The sequence below is a fragment of the Leuconostoc holzapfelii genome, from assembly GCF_012396485.1.
In the GTDB taxonomy this organism is placed as follows: domain Bacteria; phylum Bacillota; class Bacilli; order Lactobacillales; family Lactobacillaceae; genus Leuconostoc; species Leuconostoc holzapfelii.
This window is the reverse complement of record NZ_JAAXPO010000005.1, coordinates 23,481-46,347: the sequence shown is the minus strand read 5'-3', so window position 1 is coordinate 46,347 and position 22,867 is coordinate 23,481. Positions and strand designations below refer to the sequence as shown.

Below are 22,867 nucleotides of genomic sequence, written 5' to 3'. Positions count from 1 at the left end.
CTTCTCCAACCACGATTAATCGTGACTATTCGTCGTTCTTTGCACCGATTTGATAGATTGCTGATTCGATATTAAGATCTACTTTCATCTGCGTGACGATATCTGCACGCTGCGCCGAACTCTTATTCAAGGCATTGACAGACATCGTAATGATGGTATTAAATTTATCATGGAAACGTGAGGCCACACTTCCATCAATATTGTAGTGGCCTTTCTTGGCCGCGTGAACAATGGTAATAATGCCTTGGTCACCATAAAAAGCATCGCGCAAAGCTTGCGCATCGCTACTACTCAAATTCTTACTGTTATCCTTGATAATCACATTACCGGCATTTTCAACAGCCGTCATTGTCTTTGGTTTGTCATATTTAAAGTTATCCAAGGTTTGCACAAAATCTTTGATTTCACGTTGTGAGCGTTGCAGCTGCTGATAATCCGATTTTGGCATCGATACGCCCGCATATTTTGGCTGTTGGTTCACAGTAATTAATGCCGTCAACAAGACAACCATAATGACGCCTAGGGCAATAAATGCTTTTCTCATGAGTTACTTCTCCATGTCTTCATTATATACAGTATACTATGAATTTCTAATGAACAAAATAGGCGCTTTCATTCTTTATCAATCGCGCCATATATGCTATGATATAGATTGTATTGCGTTGGTAGCTCAGCTGGATAGAGCAGCCGGTTTCTACCCGGCAGGTCGAGGGTTCGACTCCCCCTCAACGCATTTTCGCCGTTTTACCACGATTGTTGGTAGGACGGTTTTTTGTTGGTTAAACCCTTGGTAAGCGTGGGTTTTTAGTGTTCAAGAGAGTATAATTAAATTCGTTAAAATTCACTATTTTGATAATGTAGTGCTACAATAGTGCTACAAATTTAGGCAACAAAAAAAGACCCAACCAGAAATTATCCAGTTGGGTGTTTTAGTCAACTTAAAAACGAAAACACAATTTTACAACTTCCCAAAAAACATCAATTTGTACTTTTTATATCATAATAAATGAAAAGACCTCAACATAAACGTTGGGGTCTTTACTCCTTTTATATAAAATAAAAAGGAAACTTTTAATTTTTGGTCAACAAGCATCATTTGAAAAATTATCCAAAATCGCCGAACAGTCGTTCCGTTCTTTCCTTAAAGATTATTATCCATCACATATTTATTTCTGTCAAGTAATTTTTTTATAGAATCCAAGTACATGCTAATTGGGTTTTCTTTGGATAGATAAGATAGGTCCTTTTTACACTTATTGTAGAACTCATCTATAGTTTTATACCTATGTAGTTTACTACCTTTTCCTTGTATTAAAATGTCGTAAGCATAGAATAAACAAATTATATCATTGAATTTTAAATATTTTCTAATACTTCTCTTGATTTGACTTTTATCTGCAAATCTACTTACCACATTTGGTTGATATGCCAGTTCTGACTCGAGTAATTCAAACAATATCGGGCTACTATGTGCACACGTATTTCTTATATTTTTTGTGGATATTAGTACTGTTCCCAGTTCATTTTTTGATAAACCGAGCCATTTGCTCTTTTTATAATAGAAAAGGAATAACTCAATAACTTGAGAAAACGACATAAATTCAATAAGTACCCATATAGGCATCATATCTTTGTTATTATTTTTGCTATAAAGGTTGTGTTGATAATTTTCATTCTTTTTAGCTATAGAAATTATTTTATCTATGTCTGTTTCCACCCCCCTATCAGTCATCGACTGTATAAATTCGTGTACAATTGTATACCCATCTTCGTTACTATCTTCAGATATTCTACTCATTAACTGAGTTTTTAATGCATGTTCAATATCTAAACACATTTGTAGTAAAAGGTATCTTAGTTGCATATCTTTACTTGCTATTTTAGATAGATAGGAAAAATCTAGATTTTCGTATTTACTATCTTCTCCAATTTTTTCTTTCTTAAAATTGCGCCTAAATAATGTTATTTTATGATAGTAATTAATATTGCTTAATATTATCTTTGCATCTTCTTCAGAAATCAAGTGAAACGTAATTCCTTTGTCCTTTAAAGCTTTTACTTGATCTTCTATATTTAATTTTTTATGGTTTTTTTTGAATTCTTCTACTTCTGCGATATGTGTATCTGAATTTAAACGAGCTACATCGAAAGCTTCTTTCATACTTCCCATAATTTATCTCCGGGCTACTAAATTAAAAACAATCATAATTATACTACAAATAAATGTATTTCATGTTTTATATTTACTATCTAATTAGTAGAGAAGCTACTATTTTTATAAACAAAAAAACCCAACCAGAAATCAATCTGATTGGGTCTTTTAATGTATTCAGTTTTGTAAGGCGTTGACCCTAGCTTGTGCATCAGCTAGTGCTTGTTGTGCTTTGGCTAATTCACTAGCTTGTTGTGCCGCTGCCTCTTGCGCTTTTTCTTGTTCAGCCGTCATCTGTGGGTATGCCTGATTCAACTCATTAATCAATAGAGCATATTCTTTCTCGACTGCATTCTTGATTAATGTTTCATCTGCATCAGAAAATCCTAAAGCAGTTAGTGCTTGATTAACAATTTTAACCGCGCCAGACTTCTTAGCTTCACCTTCCAAAAACTCCGTGGCACCTAATTTCTGCATAGCCACTACGGCATCTTTTGCTAATGGAGATAACACTTGAATCAGGTTAACAGCCTCTTTGTTTCCTAAAATAACCTTGCTGACGTATGCACCAATAATAGGAATAGCTGCAATAGCGATTGTTGTAATTAATTTAGTGATTGTATTTGTGTCCATGTGATCTCCTTATTTGATTGTTGCGAACGACTTCATCATCCAAACTGGTTCGCCGTTAATTTGCACTTCAACTGCTGTGGCTGTTTGACTTAGCACCTTGTACTTACCGTCAAGCGTGAAGTATTCCATACGTCCGTTATTTCCTTGGATTGTTTGGTTGCGTAACTTGTTACCGTACTTATCAGTCAACGTCAACGAACCGACCGGCATGTAGTTGTTGTAGTCGATCACAGGAATGCCCATGTCTTTGTTGACACCATAATACTTACCTTGCCACTTTTTCCAAACGTCCGCTACATACACGCTGCTAAATGTTGCGTATTGCGTTTTATCGGCGGTTGCGACTGGTTGTTCGTCTGTTGGTCGGTTAGTTGGCTTAGCTACGTCTTCGGCTGGCGTATCGTTATCCAATGAGCCAACAACCATAACGTTACCATCAACGCCGAAATGGTTGTCTGCATACTGCCAAATCTTAACATTGCTCATGTTTGGGAAGTATTGCATTGGTGGGACAATCTGGTTAGCGGTTGTCAAGTACCAAGCTACCCATAACGCATTGGGATAGCGTGCATTAATACGTGACAAGTCAATGTTCTTGTTCATGTAGTAGTAACCAGAGTACAACATTGGCTTATAACCGGCTGCATAAATCGCGTCCATATAAGTCAAAATCGCGGTTGTGTTATTCGCTACGTTGACGCCCGCACCAGCTTCATAGTCCAATGCAATGTAGCTACCCTTGGCTAATCCGGCATTCTGTGCGTCCTGAACCGATAGTTGTGTGTGGTAGCTTGCCTCTGCGACCGAATCGCCAAACTCGCCCCAGAAATAGCCCGCTGTTTGCATACCTGCACGTGCTGCGTTCTGGATTTGGTTGTAGGCTTTTGGGTTCACATAATGTGAACCCTCGCCACCGCCTCGGCCGCCCAACTTAACAATCGTGAACTGGTCGCCCACTTGTTTGAATGAACTAAAATATTGTGTCGTGTCGCCTTGATAGCTCGCGACGTCGATACCGTTCGTGTTGGCTGATACGCTACCAGCGCCCACAATAAAAGCGACCGCCACACCAGTAGCAATCGCCATTTTACGTAGCTTATTAAATTTTTTCACTATTTTTCTCCTCTCTCGTGGTCGTGTTCAATAACTTCGATACGAATATCATGGCCATTAACACGGCTTTCCAATGTCTCTAACTTATTTTTATGCTCTTTGAGTAGGTTAGTTTGAAGCCCAACATTAAAGGTGAGTCCGTCAATTGACTTAGACAGCGGCTCGATCATTTGTTTGAACGTGCTTTTAAATAAGTAGAAAAATGCCCCAAAAACTACTGCTCCCGCACCACCAATCTCCCCGATTAAAATTGCAATTCGTTCCATTGATCACCTCCTATATTGGGTACGATAGCATACCGTGTACGTTAGTTCTGTGGTTGTCTGAATAGTTAATCCAAAGAACCGCGCCCTCGTTGATAACAGCAGTTACTGCTTGGTTACCTGAGCTATCAATATTGGTACCAGCTGCGGTAATGTCCACATCAGGCCTAATTGAGGCCGGCACATAACCTACTTGGTTCCCATTCACTGAGTTGGTCACATCGACACCGCGCCACCGCAAGAACACAACGTTATCGCGTACTCGATACTGAGCATATGATGGGTTGCCCCAAAGGCGTGCACCGGTGCGGGCCGTGTCCATGTTTAGCCAACCTGAGTCATTAAGCATGGGGTTATTTTGGTTAACTGTCGCTGTCGTTGCGGTAGTGGTAAATGTGGCAATTGGTAATTGATAAATGTAGCCCCCGTTGTTGATGTCTTCCTGTACTAGGTCTCCTGTGATACCTGCTAAATACACCTGATTGACCTTAACTTGATAATTGGCTTGTCCTGCTTGGCCCATCACAGTGTTGGCCTTTGATAGGTCGATACCAATGACAACGTTACCGGTTGCTGATGCGGGTAAAGTAAAGGCAACGGGTTCGGTTACCTCAATCAGGCGCCCTAGCACGATGGCTTGGCCTGTATCAACTGTTACTTGTAAACCTGATACGGTGATATTTAGATGGTTACCTCGTCTTAGGACACCGGACGTGTCACCCCCTAGTGCTGAATATAGTGACGCGTCATTTGCTGGGGTAACAAATTGTCGGTCGGATTGGTACATTGTAATTGACATTGTGATTGTATCCTTTCGTTAATTGTTGGTGTCGCTGATGAGGTCATTTTTACCAAATCTAAGGTTTCCAAAGGTGAGCCTTACCTGTGCGCTGTCGCTGGATATTTCGTAACTGGTAAGAACGCTCTTATATTGGCGCCCTTGGTAAAATATGGTGCTTTGTAGACCTAATTTAATCTGGTCTAAGCTGATAAAGTTATTTTCTAAATTGACACTAAATTGGATGCTGTGGTTATATGAGTTACCACCCAAATTAGCCCGCCCAATGCTGTCATTGTCGGGGTTGTCTGTGGCTGTTTTGTCATATAAATAAATTGATACTTGTGTCGGCTGGTACACATTGCTATTTAATTGGTTCACCACAACACCGTCATTTTGTAACCAATATTTGGCCATGACTGTTGGATTTTCCATGTCTACGGTGTCCTTATCAATCAACCACAACTCATTGGCATAGCCTCTGAGTAACCTAGAATCTGTAACCGTCCAATTATTAAAGGTCAAATTGTCACTATTAAAGTTCATAGTGTCGGTTACTTGTTTGATACTAATTTTGGGCCAAAAAAAGGGCTTGTCGTTTAGCTGCCCTTGACCAATGCCATCCACGGATAGCACTGTGTTATGCAATTTAAAGCCCCGTATCAGATAATCAATAAAGTTGGTCGCTTGTGCCCCATTAGAACTCGTAACCTGATACGGTGTGTTACTTGATACGGTGATGTCCCTTAATACGGAACTTGTAGCAGTGCTGTATTGGTTAATTAAGGCGTTAATGTGTGCCTCGTAACTCTCACCAGAGCGGTTAGTAACCAATATTTGGCTATTTAGTACATTCCAGATGTAGTTAATTGATAGTGTCATCAGCCCGCTTGTTGTGTCGGTATCTATGGTGATAATCTGGCCATAATATAGCACATTGGCCTCGTTATTGGCCTTTAGGGCGATGTAATCACCTTCATGGATGCCTGATACTTGGCCTATAACCACGGTACTTGTTGCGTTACTGATTGCGTCAAAGAAAAGGTCATAAGTTAGGGCTGGATAGGTTCCTGCCATTGTTAAATCTTGACCAAAAACAGTGGCCAAAAGACTATGGCTCATACTAGTAGCCTCTCTTCCTTAAAGGTGACATTTAGCTGCCCCTCTTTATCTAAAATGGCTAGGAACGTACTCAATCCGGCCGGTATTCTGACAAAGTTTGCTTGGGTAAAGTCCCCATACTGGCTAACGTCACTATAAGTGCCGTCTGGGCTGTACACTCTGGCGTACATATCCTCTGGATAGCTAGATACAACGAGCCTTTGGTTGTCAACCAATGTGATATAGAACTTAGCGCTGGCTACTATGGCTCCATTTTGCACTATCTTCCACTCGGGATTAACTGTGGTGGGGCCTTTTACTTCAACAATTGACGGTGAACCTACTTGCGTGCCCCAATATTCTGAATTATTTTGTAGAGTGATAGCCCTTTCGTGGCCTACGTCACTACTTTCGATATAAACATAGCCGCTACTCATGGCCTACCCCCTTAATTTGCTGCTGGTGTTGCTTCGGCTTCAATCATTTTGGTAATCTTGGCCTGTGCTGCCGCCTTAACTTCATCTGGTGTTGAGGCAAGTGATACACCGTCATCGGGTGTTACTTGCAATGTTCCGGCCATGTGGTTTGGAAAGTCACCGGCATCAAAAGATACTGTGTAGTATTGTAAGGTAAGTACCTCGTTTACAAAGTTTCCTTGTTGGCTTACTACTGTCATATTCATAAATTATTCCTACTTTCTAAGTTAAGGGACTAAATAGCCCTGTGCGTCTGATACGATGTTGGCGTGGCCGCTGTCTGGTAGAGTCATAAATGTTTGGTACGTTGTAGACCCTAACATACGCGTTTGGTGGTCGATATTTGGGGCTGTTTTTTGGACTGTGCCATCTGGGAAAATGCTGATAGTAACCAACATCGGGTTATTACCTGACGTATTGGCATTTAGCATTAACTCCACACGGCTCTGTGGACGCCACCCTACTGCCAATTTGGCACCGCTCATGGCCGCTTGGTCGGATGATGGTGTTGCGCCGTAGGTAACAAAGTTGACTGATGCCGTTACCACATGCCCTTGACGGGTAAATTGTATTGGCATGTTCATATTAGTATCTGAAAATGTTTGTGTGTAAGTACGCCATGTTGAGGCTGTTACCCCATTAACATCAACATTAGTGACATTTCCATCAACGCTTTGTAATTTAGTCCCTGCCTCCGTTATGGTGGTCTTGGTGATGCCGCTACCTGTCCCAACTATTACCCCAAGTTCGTTAACCGTTGCATTGCGGACAATGTTACCTGACGAGTCTAACCATTTGAAACCCAAGCCGGTATCTGGGTTAATCGTTACATTTTCGGTGTAAACCTTGGCACCACCCACCATAATATCGGCGTTCATGGTCACGCCATCACTGTCAATAAATGTGTTACCAACAATAACTGCGTTTGAGTTACCGGTCTTGGCGATATTAACGGGGTTTGTGATAGAACCTGATGTAACATCACCCAACTTGGCTGATACGGCTGATAATTCTGCTACATCAATCTGATTAGCACTTAATTTACCCGTTATTTGTGTCTGCGGGCTATCAATAATTACCTTTGGACTAACAAGAGCCATTGCACTGGGGTCGCCAGATATCCCACTAGCAAGAGCACCCGTGTTGTCTCTGATTCCAAGTGACCAGTTGTCTTTAAACAAAGCTAATTGGTCAGTAATATCATTGTTTACTGCGTATTGTTGTAACTTTTCAGTAGCTGTTACCATTGGTTGGGTAAATACGGCGGTTTGACCTGCTCCGGCATCGTTAACAATTAAAGAAACTTGGACATAAGCTGCATTTGTAGGTGCTGTTATTCCCTCAGCGTATAACTTAACCCACCAAGGGCTACTTACTTGTCCTGTAGTGTTATCTCGGTTACCCCCGTCTCCAGCGCTAATCCGGTTCCCGTCTTTATCGACAAACCAAATGTCAAGTCCTGCCCATCCGTTTGATAGGCCACCATTAGTGTAGTGTACCAACACCGACATACTATACTTTTGGCCACCATATACGGGGATATTTCTGGCCCAATACCCTTGATAGCTATTGCTAGTAGATATAACTTGTACGGTACCGTTATACCTTCCGTCTACGTTATCCTTACGGTCTAGGCTTAATGAGGTATTACCATCTTTTTGTCTATACCCGTAATCCTTTTCAAATTCTGAGTTCGGGAACAAATTGGTGCTACCTAAGTTAGCCAAAATAGCATTGCTAGTTTGAAGAAATTGACTCTGTATTCCAGAATCATAACTATTAATGCTGTTTGTAGTAAAATCCTTACCCTGTTGCAAGGTATTACTATCACCAGTCTGGCGGTCGCTAATCTCAGTTGTGAGACCATTGGCGGTCTGTGTTTGCTTACTTTGTAAGTCACTAACGTTACTTTGGACGGTACTAATGTTGCCTTCGGCCGTCTGTACCCTTGTTGATAGCCCAGTTGTGGGGTCTGATACGCTGCTAGTGATGCTGTCAACTTTTTGAGACACGGTACTAATCTTGTTGTCTGTGTCTTCTGGGGCAGGGGTCCACGCAGTTGGTAGGTTACCAGTTTCAAGCTTAGGTAGCTTGATGTACACGTCTACCGGCCCAAGGTTAGTATCAAAGTACATGATAGGTGTCTTACGGGTACCACTATCAATACGTCCTGTTTGACTAATACGGGACCAATCACTACCTACAGTGCCCACTACGGGGTTGTGACTCCCTGCTTCAATGCCAAAGTTGGAGGAGGTACCTGTGCCTTTCACATCTGCACTGTAGGCCCAATCTGAGTTATCAGGTATTTTTCCTGCGGCATAGTCCCATAGGTAGACACCTGCCAAACCTTGTCCCTGAGGGGATACAACGTGCCACATGTTAGTAGTACTATCAAAAGGCTCTACTGTTATAGTTCCTGCTCCACCATAACTGTCTGCCAATACCTTAGAGTTTAGGTAGAGGTTACGACCACCCACACTTAAACCATTTACCTGTGTCTGAACTTTAGAAACTGACTGGTTAATCTCACCAGCCGTTTGTCTAACACTACTAATTTCACCAGACAGCTCACCCGTTTTCTGGTCATAATCAGTTTGACTAACCTTTGTAGTGATGTCGTGTGCGTTTTGGTCTGTCTTGCTTTCAGCAGCACTAACACGTCCGTCGTTCGCTTGTTTATAGTCGCCAATCGTTGTGACTGCTCTATCTGCCGTCTGCTGTGCTGCCGATACTTTTAAACTTAAATCGCCAGTTTTCTCATCATAATCAGACTGACTGACTTTTTGGCTGATTTCTTGTTGAAGCGTTGTTTCGGCATTATTGAGTGCTGTTTGTGCGTCTTGGGCTGTCTTTTGCGCCGTAGCTTGTGTGTCGGCCTTAGCATCAGCAAGTGCCTGATTAGCGTAACCTTGTGCTTTTGTGTCTAACTCAGCTTGTTCTGTTTCTAACTGTGCTTGTTTATCCTTAACATCGTCTAATACGGCTTTTACATCGGAGGCGTTTTTGTCTACCAAACTTTTGGCATCCGTATTGGCCTGTGTTAGTACGTCTGTTAATCGTGCCTTAAGGTTAGGGTCAATCTGCTTTACCCAAGTAACCCCTACATACTCATAAATGGTAAAATCGTCACCATCTTTGACAAAGACGTAGTCACCGGCTATTGGTGTGGGTGGGAAAGAATCTCCTGCGTTGATATAAATAGGCGTGTGGATGGGTTCGGTGTTCTGTTGCGCCCCACCCGTGCCATACGTGATGCGCTCAAGTACGTTACTTACCCCATCTTCAATGTTATTTAATTTGTCACTGGTGATGAGGTCGTGGGGTTCCCAAGTATTTTTGTTATAGGTCATTCTATCCCTCTCTTTTAAAGGTGTGTTACATCAGTCTGAGCTTCATCCGCGTATGGGTCGTTAGGCTGGTCTGGTTCTTGGTGGTCACCCCAATATCCGTACATGTAATCTCTGTAGGCCACGCTAGTGTTATCTTCTGGTGCTGGTGCCCAACCGGTATCAACTGACCCATCTTGTAACATCAGGTGCCTAATCTGTAACTCTTGGCCCTTAGTGAAGCCACTGTCTGTATCTCCGGTACTATTAACTGCGTTAATCCGGATATAGAACTTACCCACGTTTGTGGTACTATCAACCATCGTAAAGGTGTAGCTTACATGCGTCCAAGTTGTGTTGTTAATAGCCTTAGCATCGTATTTCACATCTGATACACGTAGTAACACGCTTGGAACTGTCCCCATCACATCAAAACTGAGTGTATATGGTGTGTTAAATTTCAATTGCGTGGCCATGATGTCGATATAGGCCTCTGATATGGCATAGTACCACTCACTGTTGCCGTCACCTGTGTAGGTCAACTTAATGCCTGCTGGTGTGACCATGCTTGTGGCTGCGGCTGCTGTGTTATATATGCTACCGAAGATTGATGGGAACACGTTACCGTCTGTTTGGCCCCCTGATGTGTGCCTAACGTAGTTATATTGGTCGTTCATCAGGTCATTAAAAAAGCCTTTACCAAATGTGGCAAGGCCCGTATCTAACGTATAGCTCCGGTAGGTTCCGGTCTTGTTGTTGTACCAAGGATTTACGAAGTCTAGCGTGAACGATTCGTTTAAAATGTTAATATCTTGATTGTTACCGCCTATCTCACTCTTATTGACAGCGGCAACACGAGCGTCACGATACCAAGTTTCTGCCCCAGTCGTATAAACCATCGTTAGCGGCTGATAAGATAAGAATGTCGCAAAGTTTGAAAAAGTGTTGTATGTATTGCTTTCAACATCTCCAAACCAAATATTAGCTTGAAACTGACCTTGATTAACGTTTACTTTCGATGTGCTAAAGTAACTATCGTATCGGTTATATGAATTTGTAAAAGAAATCCCCAATCCTGTCGGAGAACTCGCAAAAATAGAATCACTTCTCAAATTTACATGCTCGCCTCTGGCGTTAATCAACTCAAACATGCTTTTATTTCCTTTCAAACCCGCCCCGAAGTATTGTGTATTTACATGGCGAGTTTTTTTATTAGTTAGCGCTTCGTACCGCGCGGTTAATAACTGAACGAGACAGGCTATTCATGCTAATGGCATCTAACGGTTTGTTTGATTCCTGCGTTTCTCCAAGGATTGCGAAAACGGCACTAGCAATCTGCGACACTATATCGTTTGTCTTATTCAAAATTTTAGACAATTCGCTAATGTCTGAATTTTTAGCATCTCCGCCTGGCATTACTTCTGTATTCTGTGCAAAGTGCGTTACTGTTTCACCAAGTAACTCCATGGCGCGCGACTTCTTAGATAAGTCCCAGGGGATTATCGCTTCCGTCATTCCTCCCTCGGCAATGTTAGCTAAATGCGGGTGGTTTGTGATGACACCATTCGCATAACCATGGCCATTTCCCAAGAAGCTCAAATCTGATCCATAGCGGTTTTTAGCATAGTTCAAACCAGCCAACATGTTATCGTAGCCGTTCATAATATTATTATGGCCAGGTAACGCATAAGCGCGGAATGTTCCAGGTTTAACCTGCATCAAACCGGTAGCATTACCGTCATCTAGACCGTCATTTCCGCCAATAGCGCTTGGGTTACCACTGGACTCGGTTTGAATTTGACGTAGAACCTTTTGAATCATGTCGCTACTCGTACTTAATCCGAGTTTTGACAAAGCCTTTTTAACATCATTTGACCATGACTGAACACTTCCCCCGACACCGGTTGATGTATCATTAATTGGCCCGATAAACTTTTGAATCCAATCGAACATACCGCCTGTTTGGCTCTTAATTAATTTTTGCAGTGGGCTGCTTGCTTGGACACCATTTTCATCCCCGCCAGACTTTCCAAAGTCCAAGAATGTTGTAACACCAGATTTGCTACGTCCTGAATAAGTATGGTACTTACCATCGCCACCCCAGTTATACTCTTCTCCTGAGAATGTACTTCCTTTAACGCCACGTACCATCGCAACGTGATTTCCGAACTCTGAGCCTGGTCCATACACGGCAACCATACCAGGTTTCGGAGTGTTTGTGTGTCGCACTGGTGCATTTACCCAATCAGAACCATTTCCTAGACCGGTAAACAAACTTGATGAAACGCCCATATTTTTCAATGAATTCGCAACATAAGAAACACATTCACGGAAGAAATAACCCCAAGGATCAACACCAGAATCTTTTCCAACGCCGCGCCATGGGTAATTGTCTCCTTGACCGCCGGTGTCACCAGTTTCAGCTGCACCCTTCGCCATTCCCCATAACTCAGACCACCACTCTTTTGCCTGCTTTTTAGTTTGATCATAAAAAACATTATCACCAATGTTATTCATCACACTACCTAAATCAGATTTTCGAGTTGGGTTGAACTTCTTTTCCAATGATTCAATAGGATGCATAGCACTATCGGTAATATAACCGAACATTTTCATGAACTTATCAGCACCGTTCTTCATGCCATCCCATATATTTCCAATAGCATTCCCTACCCAACTACCAGCACTTTGAACTCCTCCGAACAATTTGCTTAAGAATCCAGTTCCTTCTGCAAATCTAGGCATGTTTCCGCTTAACAGCATAGCGGTTTCTCTTGCATTGAGGACTTCTGTACCAGGCAATAGCGGTCTGATTACATTAGTTCCTTGAACTACTTCTGACTTGCCGTTAGGGTGAATCAACATCTCACGATTCCCTGTTTCTGGGCTATCGTGTCCGTCGTTTAACATTGCTAAAGTAGGTTCAGTTATAGGTCGTCGTACAGAACTGAAATAACCAGTACCTGTAGCGAATTTAACTGCTAGTGGCTCGATTGTCTTTTTAGATCCACCGAACGCGCTAATAAGTCCGTTAATTGCACCAATTCCTATATTAATTGGTGTAAATAGTCCGTTAATACCCCACTCCGCTCCGGTCTTTAACCATTGCCACATGGTTCCGAACGCATCAGAAACACCGTCTCTTTGGTCTTTTGCGCTTTTGGTAGTATTGTTTTTCTGCTTATCTGCCCAATCAGATATAGTGTTGCTTTGTTCGCGTCCAAGGCGTGTAGTTGTATCTTTTTGGTCTTGTAGATGACCGACAACACCATCTTTTTGCAGCTTCGACTTATGAGTGACGTTATATCGCTGTTTTTCAGTCCTGTCTAAGATTTCTCCATATTGATCATTTGCTGATTTGGTTGTCTGCTTGCGTTGCGTTTCCGCGGCATCAATCGTATCATCACGTTGTTTGCGTGCGTTTTTGACGACCTCATCGTATTGCTTCTTACTAATCGTTTTGTTTTGGTAATACTCTTTGTCGGCCGCAGAAACACTATCTTTGTATTTTTTGTTAGCGGTATTGACAACGTCGTCACGTGTCTTTGTTGCCCAGTTTACAATAGTATCGTGATTTTTCTTAGCCTCTTTTTCGTCTTCAACGATTTGTTTCAAGCCGATTGTTTTTTTTGTGTTTCTTAAACTTTCAAGTATATCTTCCTGCTTCGTAGCTGCAACTTGAGTGGCTTTTGAAACACTCGTGTTAAGTTTATTCTCAATACCGACCATGTCTTTTGAATATTTGTTTTGTAATGATTCAAGTTCCTTAGTTTGCTCGGTCTTGTATTTTTTAGAGTTAGAACCATACTTCTTTTCGATTTCTTCTAGTTTCTTAGTTCCGCCAGACTGAATTTTTGCGACGTCGGCGTAGTAATTTTCAGATGTCTTTTTTAGCTGATCAGCTAAATCTTGCTTGGATTTCTTAGCTTTCTCATCGTTAGCTTGGGACTTTTTAAGCAAGTCATCTTCTTGCTTCTGCGTAATTATCCCGTTCTTGACCAAAATATCGAGATTTTTCTTTGAATCTTGTTCTTGATGTTTATAAAAGTCATCAATCGTTTTTTGCAAGCTCGCATAGATTGTTTCGACTTTTTTCTTGTTTTGAGACGCACCTTTATCATCGACGTCAATCTTTAATTTGACGGTGTTATTTAATTCATCAATTTGCGCTTTATATGAAGATGAAAAACGCTTCATTGTTTCTGATGAGGATTCTTTATACGCAGCGTCCCAATCGTCACCAAGCCATGCGCTTATACTCTTAGGATGCGACTCTTTGAATCCTTCTTGATATGCCCTTCCAAACTTTTTTCCGACATCGGTTCCAATCGTACCACCTAGAGCTGCACCTAATGCCGTCCCAATGCCGGGGGCAATCAAAGATCCAATACCAGCACCGATGACTGTGCCAGACAAGCCGCCGATACCCCCACCTTGATCTGTCCGTTTCGTCAAATCATTTGTTGCCTTTGTAGCATTATAGGCACTATATCCAGCTTGTCCAAGACCAGTTAGTACACCAACGTAAGGCAAGAAACGTGACAATAGCGGCACCAATGATGAAGAGGCCGATCCGATTTCCATCGCCGATGTGCCGCCTGTTTTCAATAGACCACTCGCGGCACTAGTTCCTGCACTCGCTATATTACCTTTACCAGAAAAAATACCAACCGAATTAAGCGCATTGGTTGTTTTCAGTACTTCGTTTAGCTCACGGTATGTCCCGATGGCAGTGCGTACCCAGCTTACGGCATCCGTTATTTTCTTAAATGCCCAAATGCCAGCTAGGGTTTCACCAATAATTACTAACTCAGAACGATGTTTCCAAACAAACTCAATTGTGCTAACGATTGATCGGCCAACGTCACCAGCTACTTTGGCGAGTTGTTTGAGCTGCTCCTGACCTTTTTCAGAATTTAAAGCGTTCGCTAGTTTAACCGCAAATTCAGATACAGACGGCAATAATGACGCCCCGATAGAATTTACGATCAAGTCCGCAGATGACTTCAATTGAGCTAACTTAGCTTTAGTTGTGTCCATGTTCTTTTGTGCAAGATTATGGACATAACCTTCGCCGTCAGCTGCGTTACGAACTTTCTTATTCAATTCATCAAGTTCGGCATTGTTTTGTGCAAGTATAATTCCTGCTTGCATACCGGTAGTTCCAAATAAAGCATGAAACACATTGTTTCGTGTATCATCGTCCTTAATTCCCTTAGTATGGTCATTAATAACTTTCATGATTTCGGACATGCTTTTAAGTTGTCCGTTTGAATTAATTAATTGGTCACGACTAATTCCAAGCTTTGATAGCATATCGTTAGCTTGGATACCCTGAGCTTTACCGTCGAGCTTGTCTAAAGCGGCCTGTTGTTTTTCAAGCGCCTTTGCGGCTGCCTCAGTCGCCTTTGTTGCATTTTTCTTATTACCTGTATTGCTTTTTTCAGCTTCACTGGCCTTATTTAACTTATCTTGTGCTTCTTGTACTTTTTTTGTTTGTTCGCCGATTTTTTCGTTGAGCTTATCTGCTGATTCTGCATTTCCAGCCATCGCCTCCTGTTGATCAGCCATAGCACCTGTCAAAGAGTTAATGACTTTACGCAGCCCAGTACCCGCCTTGTCAGCCTCAAGACCGTGGTTTGACAAGATTCCGACTGCTGAAGAAGTTGTCGATAATTCGATACCGGCCGAATGCGCCGTATCAGCAACATACTCCATTGACTTTCCCATAGATTGGAAGTCGGTTGCTGTCATATCAGCAGCATATGCGAGTTGGTTCGTCACGTCTTTGGTATTTTTAACCATTTTAGCAGCATCATCAACACGCAGTCCGTAAGCATCAACAACCTGAGATGTAACCGATAATACGTTGTTAAAATCGTCTCCAGATGCTACTGATGCCTCGAGTTCAGAACGCATTGAGCCAAGAGCTGACGTTGTTGAATATCCGCGCTTTATTAACTCTTGGTAACCCTCTGCAATATCAAATTGTGATTTACCATACTGGACGGATAGTTTAGCACCATCTTTCTGCATTTGATTCACATTACGTTGTGCTTCTGCAGCCTTTTCACCACCGGTTACTGCCAAGTTAAGCGTCTTAATATACGAATTTTCAAGATCGGACGCCGCTTGAATACCTTTGGTCGCGACAACGCCTAAACCAATAGCCACTAGGCTGCCGGCGGCTGCAAATTCTTTCGCTTTTTGTGTCGCATAATGTAAACCGTCACCCATTTTAGATACGGCACGATATGCGCCGTTAGCGCCGCTTGAGAGCGTACCAAATCCGTAAGGGTTTGCTGCGTTAACTTCTCGTTGCGCTGCCTTGAACTCATCTTTCATCTTACTGATGTTGGTCGCGGTCTCGTTGATGCGAATATTTTGCTTGCGATAAGCATCACTCATGGTTCCGGATTCTAACTCAATCCGTTTAAGTTCTTCAGATTGTTTCACATATTGCTGTGACAAGTTAGAAAGTGACGCTTTCAAGGTATTCGCTTGAACAATATTAGCTTGACGTTCTTTATTCTCGGCTTTTAAACGCGCAACATAAGAATCAGATACAGCGTTAGTTTGTTTATACTCGTTTTGTAGTTGTGCAAGGCCACTTTTTTGATACTCGAGTGATGACTTTGCACGTTCCTGTTGTGCCTCTAGGCTTGCAAGCTGCCTTGTGGCCTGCTGGATATTTTTTTCATACTTTAAAAAAGACTCAGCGCCATCCCTAGTGGAGACATCCAAGCCTTGCTGACGTTGTTTTAATTCGTCAATTTTGTTCTTTTGGGCGTCCATCTGACTTCCCAAACCTTTATACCGTTCTTCCGCAGCCCTTAAATAATCACCAGATGATTTTGCAGCCGCCTCTTGTGCTTGCCAAGCGTTTTTAACTGAGTTAACAGCGTCTCCCAGCCCCTTTAGGCTACTTGTCGCCTTAATCACATCTAGTGCGATAGCCGTAGACATTTCTGCCTGAATTCTATCCATATTTAAGCTCCTTCCGTAGGTATTTAAAGCCCCATTTGTCGTGCAACATCCATTGGATCTGCCGCACGCTTCTCAGGCTCTTTCGCATTAATCATCTCCATGAATGAAAAATAACTTTGTTCGTTCAAGTTATCTGGTAATATCCCGTATTCCTTAAATAACTGTTTTTTTAGATAAATGAAGTCATCAAGCTGGTTTTTTCTATCAAATATCAGTCGGCTGATTCGACTGAGTCTGCTTTTGGGTCTTCGTTTTCCTCCGCTAGACGCCGCTTTTCTTTTTCAACAGCAAGATTATATTCAGCATCGGTTAGACCGCGCATGCGCGATGTCACATAATCAAAGGCTTCGTTAAATTGTGCGGGATTAACGCTATCAAAAATCGTTGCCATTTCATCGTCAGTCAAAGAGAAAGCGTCTTGAATAAACGAGCACATCGCCTGTTTGTTTTCTTTTTCTGACAAAATGCCATCTAACGGTGTCATTTCATCCGCATGTTGGAGGTAATATTGTTCCTGTTCCAATAATTTGATGCTCAGTTCTTCCATACGATCATATTGACCCATGGTCATACGAACACCAACAACCTTTTTCAAACCAAACTTATTCAACTTAATTTTTTCTGTTTTAACTGCCATTTTTTCGGCTCCTTTTCTTGTTATGTACGGGCAAAAATACCCTGTTCTTACTTCTTAAAAATAACCGCCCATTGCTGTACTGTTTTTTTCTTTGGCGATTAATTTAATTTAGGCACCAGCTATGGCTGTGTATCCTGGAAACACTTCCGCCATCATAGCCTTTTCATCAAAACCAGTGTCAGCTGATGAATATACCTTAAATGACTTTCCATTAAACATACTGTCCTTAATCGGACTCTTTGAATTGAATGTTAATTCATCATTGGCATCAACTTCGTTTTGGTTATTTGTACCCCAAGTTTTATTACCCGTAGTTACATGGGCATTTGTCAAGGCGTAATAAATGTTGAATGATTTATCCAATGATTGTGACTTAAACAAAGCGTATACAGGTTGCGTTGTGTTGCCTTCTGTATAACCACCCTTGCCGTCTGATACCATGCCCAAAAGCTTTTGTTGAGCACTGAATTCTAAGTCCAAGAATGTTACTTGCGCCGTTGGGTAAGCCGTACCCTTTGAAGCGCGCTTTTGCTTGTTGTTCGCATAACCCGGTGTCACGGTGCCGCTCAAATTTGCGAATTGAACCTGTGTCAGGCCTTCAGCGGTAGCATTTGTATGTCCATCTGCGAAATAAACTCCCGTAGTATCTAATCCAGCGGTGTCTTTGAGAACATTTCCAGTTAATGGGTCAGCAAGTGCGAACCATGCCCCTACAATACCTTGTGTTGCCATAATATTAATCCTCCAATAGATAATTTTTTGTAAAATAAAAGACCTTTGTCACCTGCTTGGTTTTCGGGTCGTTAATGTGTGATTTTGATTGTGTTGTGTGCCAGCTATTTTGTTCAAGCAATCTTGCCAATTTAATCTCGACATCTAAAATAGATTGATTGAAGCCGCTTCCATAAAAAATTTGTACTTCAACACCGTAAGCTAGATTTCTAAAACGATTGTTGGCTCGCCTGTCCAAATCATTAATCGTTTCGGTTATCAACACTACCGTAGCTTGCGTATTTTTCAAATATTCTTCATCAATATTTGACGTGAAGACAACGTCAGCAAACTTCATTGATTCGATCAAGTCGCTAACCTCAAAAATAGGTAATATCATAATTCACCACCTTTCAAAAGACGCTGATATTCAACATATTGTGCTTCTAATACAAGACGATGCGCTGACCGCCTCGTGTCATCTACGAAGTGATCGCCCTTAATATACTTTGTACCATCATTCAATAATCGAGCAATTCTGGCGTGGTTGATACCCTTAGCCGTGAATCCGACCAATGTCGTACCATCACGAATGTAGTCAATGTTTGTGCCTGATAGTTCAATGGAATCCGCAAGGTGTTCAATTTTGCTTGTATCGCGATTTTCTTGATAGTGTTTTGCGCGCGTAGCTTTTTCTAGTTCTGATTTATAAACCTCGCCCCCGGCACGCGTAATTTTCTCACGATTTTTAACGTCTGGTACGAGTTTATTGACTTCGCGAAGCCAAACATCAAGCGCTTCATCCAGTTCCATCCATCACCCCCACCGGTTCTTTTGTGATTGTGATGTAATCGAATGTAATTGGCGTATTGCTTTCATCGTCAGAGATAAATTTAATGTCATGTACCTTGCCTGTTTTTACAAAGCGAACTTTGAGGTCATCCGTGACGTCCATAACGTGCCTTACAGCGATAATTCGCGTTTCTTGTAAATCAGTACCATAAATACTATCAGACTGCGTTACAGAGCGACTGCGCGGCGCATATCGTATTTGACCAGATGTCGGCACAAACATTGGAACTTTTTGACCAGAATTTCGGTTAGTTGTCGATTTCACGGTTCCAAACTCAAGCTTGTTGACAAAATTACTTGGCTTTAATTTTCCACTAACCATTTAATTTACCAACCTTCCATCTAATTTTGTTCAGCATGTACTGATAAGACTTTGGGTAGGCAATTTGTTGACCTGACAGTGCTCCGCGATTGTAGTAGTTAAAGTCAACTAATGTCCTGACAGCCTGATTAAAAATTGTTAGCTGACGATAGATTGAAATATCAATCGAACTATCAATCGAACTGCGCGCGTCTTCTTCGGCGTAATCAATCAAATTTTGTAATACAACGTCATCACCATCGATTGCAAGGTACTCCTGCATATCGGAAACCGTCACTGGCGCACGTGGATCATTTTCTGCCATCACTCACTCCTTACTCTGTCTTTTCTGCTTATTCAGGATCACCTGACATTTGTTCAACTGATGCATCGGATGTCTCTGCCAGTTTTTCGATATATCCATCTCCTAACTTGCTGTTAATTTCAGCAGCGCGAACTTCTGAAAATTCAATTTCATCCCCTACTTCAAAGATACGATTTTCGGCATACCCTTCAAAACGTTTTAGAATTTTGTACATCATTAGGCTCCCACAGTATTAGTAACGAAGTAGCCCGCCTTGTCATCAGCTTGCTTAACGTCAAAGCGGAAAGCAGCACCTAAATAACGGCCATAAATCTTGCTGTATTCCCAAGCCAAAGTTACTTCTTGACGATCTGTGAACAACACACCGCGCTTTGTATCACCAACAAAGGCCTTTTGGTCACCGGCTAATCCAAGTAAATCATCACCGACAACATAGACCGGAACACCTAGCAATGTCTTGCCTGAAGCGTTAGCTACTGAAGCGGTTGACTCTTGTAACAAATAGCGGCCGTTATTATCTTTCAACGTGTCCAGAGAATTATAAAATGATTGACTCGCGATAATTACACGTGAATACGCAGGGTCTAAATCAACATTCAGAATGTGTTTAAGCGAATCTACCAGCGTTGCAGTTGTTGTCGCTTTGGCTGTGAACGATTGCAAAATCGGTGCGATCAACGCATTGTAAGTGTTAACCTTCTTTTCACCGATTGACTGACCTACCAAAGCGGTCAAATCGACTTGCGCATCAGCAATTGATTCTTCAGAAAGCGGAATTGCACCACGATATGTTTCAACTTCCCACGAGACTTGCTTGAAAGCCGGCTCAGCAAGCGATGGGTTTTCAGCCAATTCAGCAACAGAATTAAATCGATCTGTGGCACGTTGCAAGATTGGATACTTACCACTAGCGGTTGTAACAGGTGTCTTCGTTACCAAAGTTGACAAATCAACAACTGAGTTCACTTCGGCAGCTGGGTTGTAGATGATTTCTTGCGGAATCAATACACCGACTTCGGTTGACGTGACTTGCTGTGAAACGGCATCTGAAATCTTTGCACCGCGGCTATGAATATAATCATTGATGCCTTGCTTTTGTTCGTTCAACTTTTGCGCATCACGCGTCAAAATGTTGGTTGTTGGTGCTGGATTCACTGGATCACCTGCTTCCTTTTCCAAATCTTTAATTTGTGTGTTGAGTGCATCGCGACGGGCCTTAACTGCTTTCAGTTCATCCTGAGTTGTTTGAATATCTTCTGGCTTGACGTTGTCATCCAAAAGCATCGTATTTAATTTAGCGTTCAAATCAGACGCCTTCGTGCTTGCGTCGCGAAATGCTGCTTGTAATTCGGTTGGTTTCATCAAATTTTTCCTCCATGTAAAATAGCCAACTTAGTTTGCACGAGCTTGTCGTGTTCGCTAGACTTACTATTAGTAACGTTGTTCTTTAATTCTTGGTTTTCTGAAATCAGGATTTTAACGCGATTGAGCACCTTTTGCGGTAAGACGTTACCTACCGCGTTGGTAACTGGTTCTTTATCAAACGTCATGATTTCGTCAACAAGTCCTAGTTCTAACGCATCATCGGCGTTAATCCACGTTTCCTTATCCATCAAGGCAAGGAATTCGTCGACCGGTCGGCCCGTTTTGACTGCGTAGGCTTTAGCAATAGCTTTATCAGTTGACTTTAAAGCATTTGAAGTCTTATCCAGGTCATTATGATTACCGCCGGCTACCGTTGATGAATTATGGATCATCAATTGTGCGACTGGTGAAATTTGAACCGTGTCACCAGCCATCGCGATAATCGATGCCGCACTATACGCTGAACTTTCAATTTGCGTCGTCACTTTACCTGGGTAATTACGTAACGCGGTGTAAATCTCATTGGCTGCATCGACTTCACCACCACCAGAATTGATGGTAATTTCAAGATCAGACCCATCTTTTGGTAGGTTATCTAGAATATCTACCGGCGAGGTCGCTGTCATACCCATCCAATCGCGATAAATTTCGACATCGTCATCGTTGGTGATCAACCCTTTAACGTTTAGTTTAGTCAAGTTTGTCCTCCTTTCTGCGGCGCTGGGGCAACAGGCGGTTCATACGCTGGAATATCAAGCGGTAAAACACCATATTTTTTCAGCATGAATTCGGCCTGAGCCTGACCTAGTGTACCGACATTCACCATCGTGTTAATTTGATTAACTCTGGTGGTGTCATCAACGTACTGAAGATCTAAAGTCAGGTCGGCTGCGTTCATTTTCAACGCAATTTCATCAATTGTTGGTGCAACATAGCTAATTAGATTTTCGTAATACAAATTTTTAATTTGCTGACTGTTGCTATGTTGACTTTCTGTTCTATTACCACCCCCTAACATGTCAACCGGTACACCAAATGCTTTGCTAATCTGGCTAGCCGAATACTCTGCGTTTGTGTTCAACGCCTTGAAGACGTCTGTCTTCATTTCAAATTGATTAAACGTTGAATTGGCATCCAGAACCATCAAGCGCCCGCTATTATTACCGTTATTAGCCTTTTCAAACGCATCACGGGCCGCATCTGCATCACCTTGTTCCAACAACGCATTACTAATCTGTAAAACAGACGTTGGGTTGATACGATTACGAATCAAATTCAAACTCTGGTCCGTACTTGCGGTAGCGATCGTTAACTCTTTCGACAAACTCTCCAAAGGCGACATTCCTACTAAATACTGATATGTCGCGTCTGGCATCAATCTAAAGTGCAGAATTTCGTCCTGTGTCAACTGACGTTGGGGCTGATTATTGTATTCAGCCAGTTCATATATCGCGCCCTGATTTGATGTGTCGATGTCAATACTAATCACACGAGACGGCGGAACCTGCTCCAAATAGTCCAAATCAAGCGGAACATAGGCGTTACCACTAAGCAATAGTTGAATGATCACTCCTTGCCAAAATGAAAAGCGACCAATCAACCGCGATGGCTGATTAAGTCGCTCACTAACAAAGGTGTTTTCAGTTTTAAATTGTGCGCTTGCAATATCACTGGCAATACGATTGATTACACTGAAAATATCGCTATTTTTTAAGGCGCTTTCCCCGCTAATATACCCAACAGGTAGTCCTGATATTTGAGAAATAATCGGGTCATAACCGTGTGTACTTGGATAAGTGTTGTCACTAATCTTATGTCGATTTCTCGAAGTCATTAAACCCATT

The 22,867-nt window shown here is 42.0% G+C and carries 22 protein-coding genes and 1 tRNA gene; 1 reads left to right on the top strand and 22 read right to left on the bottom strand.

The window, feature by feature from the left end; genetic code table 11:
- Positions 1 to 25: 25 nt before the first annotated feature.
- Positions 26 to 544 (bottom strand): molecular chaperone, encoded by a 519-nt coding sequence (locus HF966_RS05325; protein WP_168676890.1) that lies wholly within the window; start codon positions 542 to 544, stop codon positions 26 to 28.
- A gap of 115 nt (positions 545 to 659) precedes the next feature.
- On the opposite strand from HF966_RS05325, the gene HF966_RS05320 reads away from it, so the two are divergent.
- Positions 660 to 733, top strand: a tRNA-Arg gene (locus tag HF966_RS05320).
- A gap of 408 nt (positions 734 to 1,141) precedes the next feature.
- Here HF966_RS05320 and HF966_RS05315 read toward each other — a convergent pair.
- The 21 genes from HF966_RS05315 to HF966_RS05215 all read right to left on the bottom strand — a co-directional run bounded on the left by HF966_RS05315 (position 1,142) and on the right by HF966_RS05215 (position 22,866).
- Positions 1,142 to 2,170, bottom strand: a complete 1,029-nt coding sequence (locus HF966_RS05315; RefSeq protein WP_168676888.1) for an Abi family protein — start codon at positions 2,168 to 2,170, stop codon at positions 1,142 to 1,144.
- A gap of 159 nt (positions 2,171 to 2,329) precedes the next feature.
- The gene (locus tag HF966_RS05310) at positions 2,330 to 2,785 is read right to left on the bottom strand and encodes a holin (RefSeq protein WP_168676886.1); all 456 of its coding nucleotides are present in this window, start codon (positions 2,783 to 2,785) and stop codon (positions 2,330 to 2,332) included.
- A 9-nt stretch (positions 2,786 to 2,794) separates the two neighbouring features.
- A complete protein-coding gene (locus HF966_RS05305) occupies positions 2,795 to 3,871 on the bottom strand; it encodes a GH25 family lysozyme (protein WP_168677098.1) in 1,077 nt (358 codons plus the stop codon).
- Between the two features lie 26 nt (positions 3,872 to 3,897).
- The gene (locus tag HF966_RS05300) at positions 3,898 to 4,164 is read right to left on the bottom strand and encodes a hypothetical protein (protein WP_168676884.1); all 267 of its coding nucleotides are present in this window, start codon (positions 4,162 to 4,164) and stop codon (positions 3,898 to 3,900) included.
- Positions 4,165 to 4,174: 10 nt separating this feature from the next.
- Positions 4,175 to 4,960, bottom strand: a complete 786-nt coding sequence (locus tag HF966_RS05295; RefSeq protein ID WP_168676882.1) for a hypothetical protein — start codon at positions 4,958 to 4,960, stop codon at positions 4,175 to 4,177.
- Between the two features lie 18 nt (positions 4,961 to 4,978).
- Entirely contained in the window at positions 4,979 to 6,061 is a 1,083-nt protein-coding gene (locus HF966_RS05290) for a hypothetical protein (RefSeq protein WP_168676880.1), read from the bottom strand.
- Positions 6,058 to 6,477 carry a hypothetical protein gene (locus HF966_RS05285; RefSeq protein ID WP_168676878.1) on the bottom strand — a complete coding sequence of 140 codons (420 nt, stop codon included), beginning with the start codon at positions 6,475 to 6,477 and terminating at the stop codon, positions 6,058 to 6,060. Before HF966_RS05285 ends, HF966_RS05290 begins: the two co-directional genes overlap by 4 nt.
- 11 nt (positions 6,478 to 6,488) lie before the next feature.
- Positions 6,489 to 6,716 carry a hypothetical protein gene (locus tag HF966_RS05280; protein WP_246586687.1) on the bottom strand — a complete coding sequence of 76 codons (228 nt, stop codon included), beginning with the start codon at positions 6,714 to 6,716 and terminating at the stop codon, positions 6,489 to 6,491.
- Positions 6,717 to 6,743: 27 nt separating this feature from the next.
- The gene (locus HF966_RS05275; RefSeq protein ID WP_168676874.1) at positions 6,744 to 9,869 is read right to left on the bottom strand and encodes a coiled-coil domain-containing protein; all 3,126 of its coding nucleotides are present in this window, start codon (positions 9,867 to 9,869) and stop codon (positions 6,744 to 6,746) included.
- 14 nt (positions 9,870 to 9,883) lie between these two features.
- Positions 9,884 to 10,996, bottom strand: a complete 1,113-nt coding sequence (locus HF966_RS05270; protein WP_168676872.1) for a phage distal tail protein domain-containing protein — start codon at positions 10,994 to 10,996, stop codon at positions 9,884 to 9,886.
- A gap of 61 nt (positions 10,997 to 11,057) precedes the next feature.
- Positions 11,058 to 16,832, bottom strand: a complete 5,775-nt coding sequence (locus HF966_RS05265) for a phage tail tape measure protein (RefSeq protein WP_168676870.1) — start codon at positions 16,830 to 16,832, stop codon at positions 11,058 to 11,060.
- A gap of 211 nt (positions 16,833 to 17,043) precedes the next feature.
- On the bottom strand, positions 17,044 to 17,469 hold the full coding sequence (locus HF966_RS05260; protein WP_168676868.1) for a phage tail tube assembly chaperone: 426 nt from the start codon (positions 17,467 to 17,469) through the stop codon (positions 17,044 to 17,046).
- A 108-nt stretch (positions 17,470 to 17,577) separates the two neighbouring features.
- Positions 17,578 to 18,201 (bottom strand): phage tail protein, encoded by a 624-nt coding sequence (locus HF966_RS05255; RefSeq protein ID WP_168676866.1) that lies wholly within the window; start codon positions 18,199 to 18,201, stop codon positions 17,578 to 17,580.
- A 4-nt stretch (positions 18,202 to 18,205) separates the two neighbouring features.
- A complete protein-coding gene (locus HF966_RS05250; RefSeq protein WP_168676865.1) occupies positions 18,206 to 18,580 on the bottom strand; it encodes a DUF806 family protein in 375 nt (124 codons plus the stop codon).
- The gene (locus tag HF966_RS05245; RefSeq protein ID WP_168676863.1) at positions 18,577 to 18,993 is read right to left on the bottom strand and encodes an HK97 gp10 family phage protein; all 417 of its coding nucleotides are present in this window, start codon (positions 18,991 to 18,993) and stop codon (positions 18,577 to 18,579) included. Before HF966_RS05245 ends, HF966_RS05250 begins: the two co-directional genes overlap by 4 nt.
- On the bottom strand, positions 18,980 to 19,354 hold the full coding sequence (locus HF966_RS05240) for a phage head closure protein (protein WP_168676861.1): 375 nt from the start codon (positions 19,352 to 19,354) through the stop codon (positions 18,980 to 18,982). Before HF966_RS05240 ends, HF966_RS05245 begins: the two co-directional genes overlap by 14 nt.
- Entirely contained in the window at positions 19,347 to 19,658 is a 312-nt protein-coding gene (locus HF966_RS05235; RefSeq protein ID WP_168676860.1) for a head-tail connector protein, read from the bottom strand. The genes HF966_RS05240 and HF966_RS05235 overlap by 8 nt, the downstream gene beginning before the upstream one ends.
- Positions 19,659 to 19,686: 28 nt before the next feature.
- Positions 19,687 to 19,872: a hypothetical protein gene (locus HF966_RS05230; protein WP_168676858.1), complete on the bottom strand. Its 186-nt coding sequence runs from the start codon at positions 19,870 to 19,872 to the stop codon at positions 19,687 to 19,689.
- 2 nt (positions 19,873 to 19,874) lie between these two features.
- Positions 19,875 to 21,020 (bottom strand): phage major capsid protein, encoded by a 1,146-nt coding sequence (locus HF966_RS05225; RefSeq protein WP_168676856.1) that lies wholly within the window; start codon positions 21,018 to 21,020, stop codon positions 19,875 to 19,877.
- The gene (locus tag HF966_RS05220) at positions 21,020 to 21,721 is read right to left on the bottom strand and encodes a head maturation protease, ClpP-related (RefSeq protein ID WP_246586685.1); all 702 of its coding nucleotides are present in this window, start codon (positions 21,719 to 21,721) and stop codon (positions 21,020 to 21,022) included. The genes HF966_RS05225 and HF966_RS05220 overlap by 1 nt, the downstream gene beginning before the upstream one ends.
- Positions 21,718 to 22,866 carry a phage portal protein gene (locus HF966_RS05215; RefSeq protein ID WP_168676855.1) on the bottom strand — a complete coding sequence of 383 codons (1,149 nt, stop codon included), beginning with the start codon at positions 22,864 to 22,866 and terminating at the stop codon, positions 21,718 to 21,720. Before HF966_RS05215 ends, HF966_RS05220 begins: the two co-directional genes overlap by 4 nt.
- Position 22,867 lies beyond the last annotated feature (1 nt).

Excerpts from the sequence above, each read along its gene's own strand:
- HF966_RS05225 (WP_168676856.1), bottom strand. The coding sequence starts at position 21,020 with ATGAAACCAACCGAATTACAAGCAGCATTTCGCGACGCAAGCACGAAG.
- HF966_RS05255 (WP_168676866.1), bottom strand. The coding sequence starts at position 18,201 with ATGGCAACACAAGGTATTGTAGGGGCATGGTTCGCACTTGCTGACCCA.
- HF966_RS05300 (WP_168676884.1), bottom strand. The coding sequence starts at position 4,164 with ATGGAACGAATTGCAATTTTAATCGGGGAGATTGGTGGTGCGGGAGCA.
- HF966_RS05275 (WP_168676874.1), bottom strand. The coding sequence starts at position 9,869 with ATGACCTATAACAAAAATACTTGGGAACCCCACGACCTCATCACCAGT.
- HF966_RS05265 (WP_168676870.1), bottom strand. The coding sequence starts at position 16,832 with ATGGATAGAATTCAGGCAGAAATGTCTACGGCTATCGCACTAGATGTG.
- HF966_RS05310 (WP_168676886.1), bottom strand. The coding sequence starts at position 2,785 with ATGGACACAAATACAATCACTAAATTAATTACAACAATCGCTATTGCA.
- HF966_RS05315 (WP_168676888.1), bottom strand. The coding sequence starts at position 2,170 with ATGGGAAGTATGAAAGAAGCTTTCGATGTAGCTCGTTTAAATTCAGAT.
- HF966_RS05285 (WP_168676878.1), bottom strand. The coding sequence starts at position 6,477 with ATGAGTAGCGGCTATGTTTATATCGAAAGTAGTGACGTAGGCCACGAA.
- HF966_RS05280 (WP_246586687.1), bottom strand. The coding sequence starts at position 6,716 with ATGACAGTAGTAAGCCAACAAGGAAACTTTGTAAACGAGGTACTTACC.
- HF966_RS05250 (WP_168676865.1), bottom strand. The coding sequence starts at position 18,580 with ATGATATTACCTATTTTTGAGGTTAGCGACTTGATCGAATCAATGAAG.
- HF966_RS05235 (WP_168676860.1), bottom strand. The coding sequence starts at position 19,658 with ATGGCAGAAAATGATCCACGTGCGCCAGTGACGGTTTCCGATATGCAG.
- HF966_RS05325 (WP_168676890.1), bottom strand. The coding sequence starts at position 544 with ATGAGAAAAGCATTTATTGCCCTAGGCGTCATTATGGTTGTCTTGTTG.
- HF966_RS05260 (WP_168676868.1), bottom strand. The coding sequence starts at position 17,469 with ATGGCAGTTAAAACAGAAAAAATTAAGTTGAATAAGTTTGGTTTGAAA.
- HF966_RS05270 (WP_168676872.1), bottom strand. The coding sequence starts at position 10,996 with ATGTTTGAGTTGATTAACGCCAGAGGCGAGCATGTAAATTTGAGAAGT.
- HF966_RS05295 (WP_168676882.1), bottom strand. The coding sequence starts at position 4,960 with ATGTCAATTACAATGTACCAATCCGACCGACAATTTGTTACCCCAGCA.
- HF966_RS05215 (WP_168676855.1), bottom strand. The coding sequence starts at position 22,866 with ATGGGTTTAATGACTTCGAGAAATCGACATAAGATTAGTGACAACACT.
- HF966_RS05230 (WP_168676858.1), bottom strand. The coding sequence starts at position 19,872 with ATGTACAAAATTCTAAAACGTTTTGAAGGGTATGCCGAAAATCGTATC.
- HF966_RS05245 (WP_168676863.1), bottom strand. The coding sequence starts at position 18,993 with ATGGAACTGGATGAAGCGCTTGATGTTTGGCTTCGCGAAGTCAATAAA.
- HF966_RS05240 (WP_168676861.1), bottom strand. The coding sequence starts at position 19,354 with ATGGTTAGTGGAAAATTAAAGCCAAGTAATTTTGTCAACAAGCTTGAG.
- HF966_RS05290 (WP_168676880.1), bottom strand. The coding sequence starts at position 6,061 with ATGAGCCATAGTCTTTTGGCCACTGTTTTTGGTCAAGATTTAACAATG.
- HF966_RS05305 (WP_168677098.1), bottom strand. The coding sequence starts at position 3,871 with ATGGCGATTGCTACTGGTGTGGCGGTCGCTTTTATTGTGGGCGCTGGT.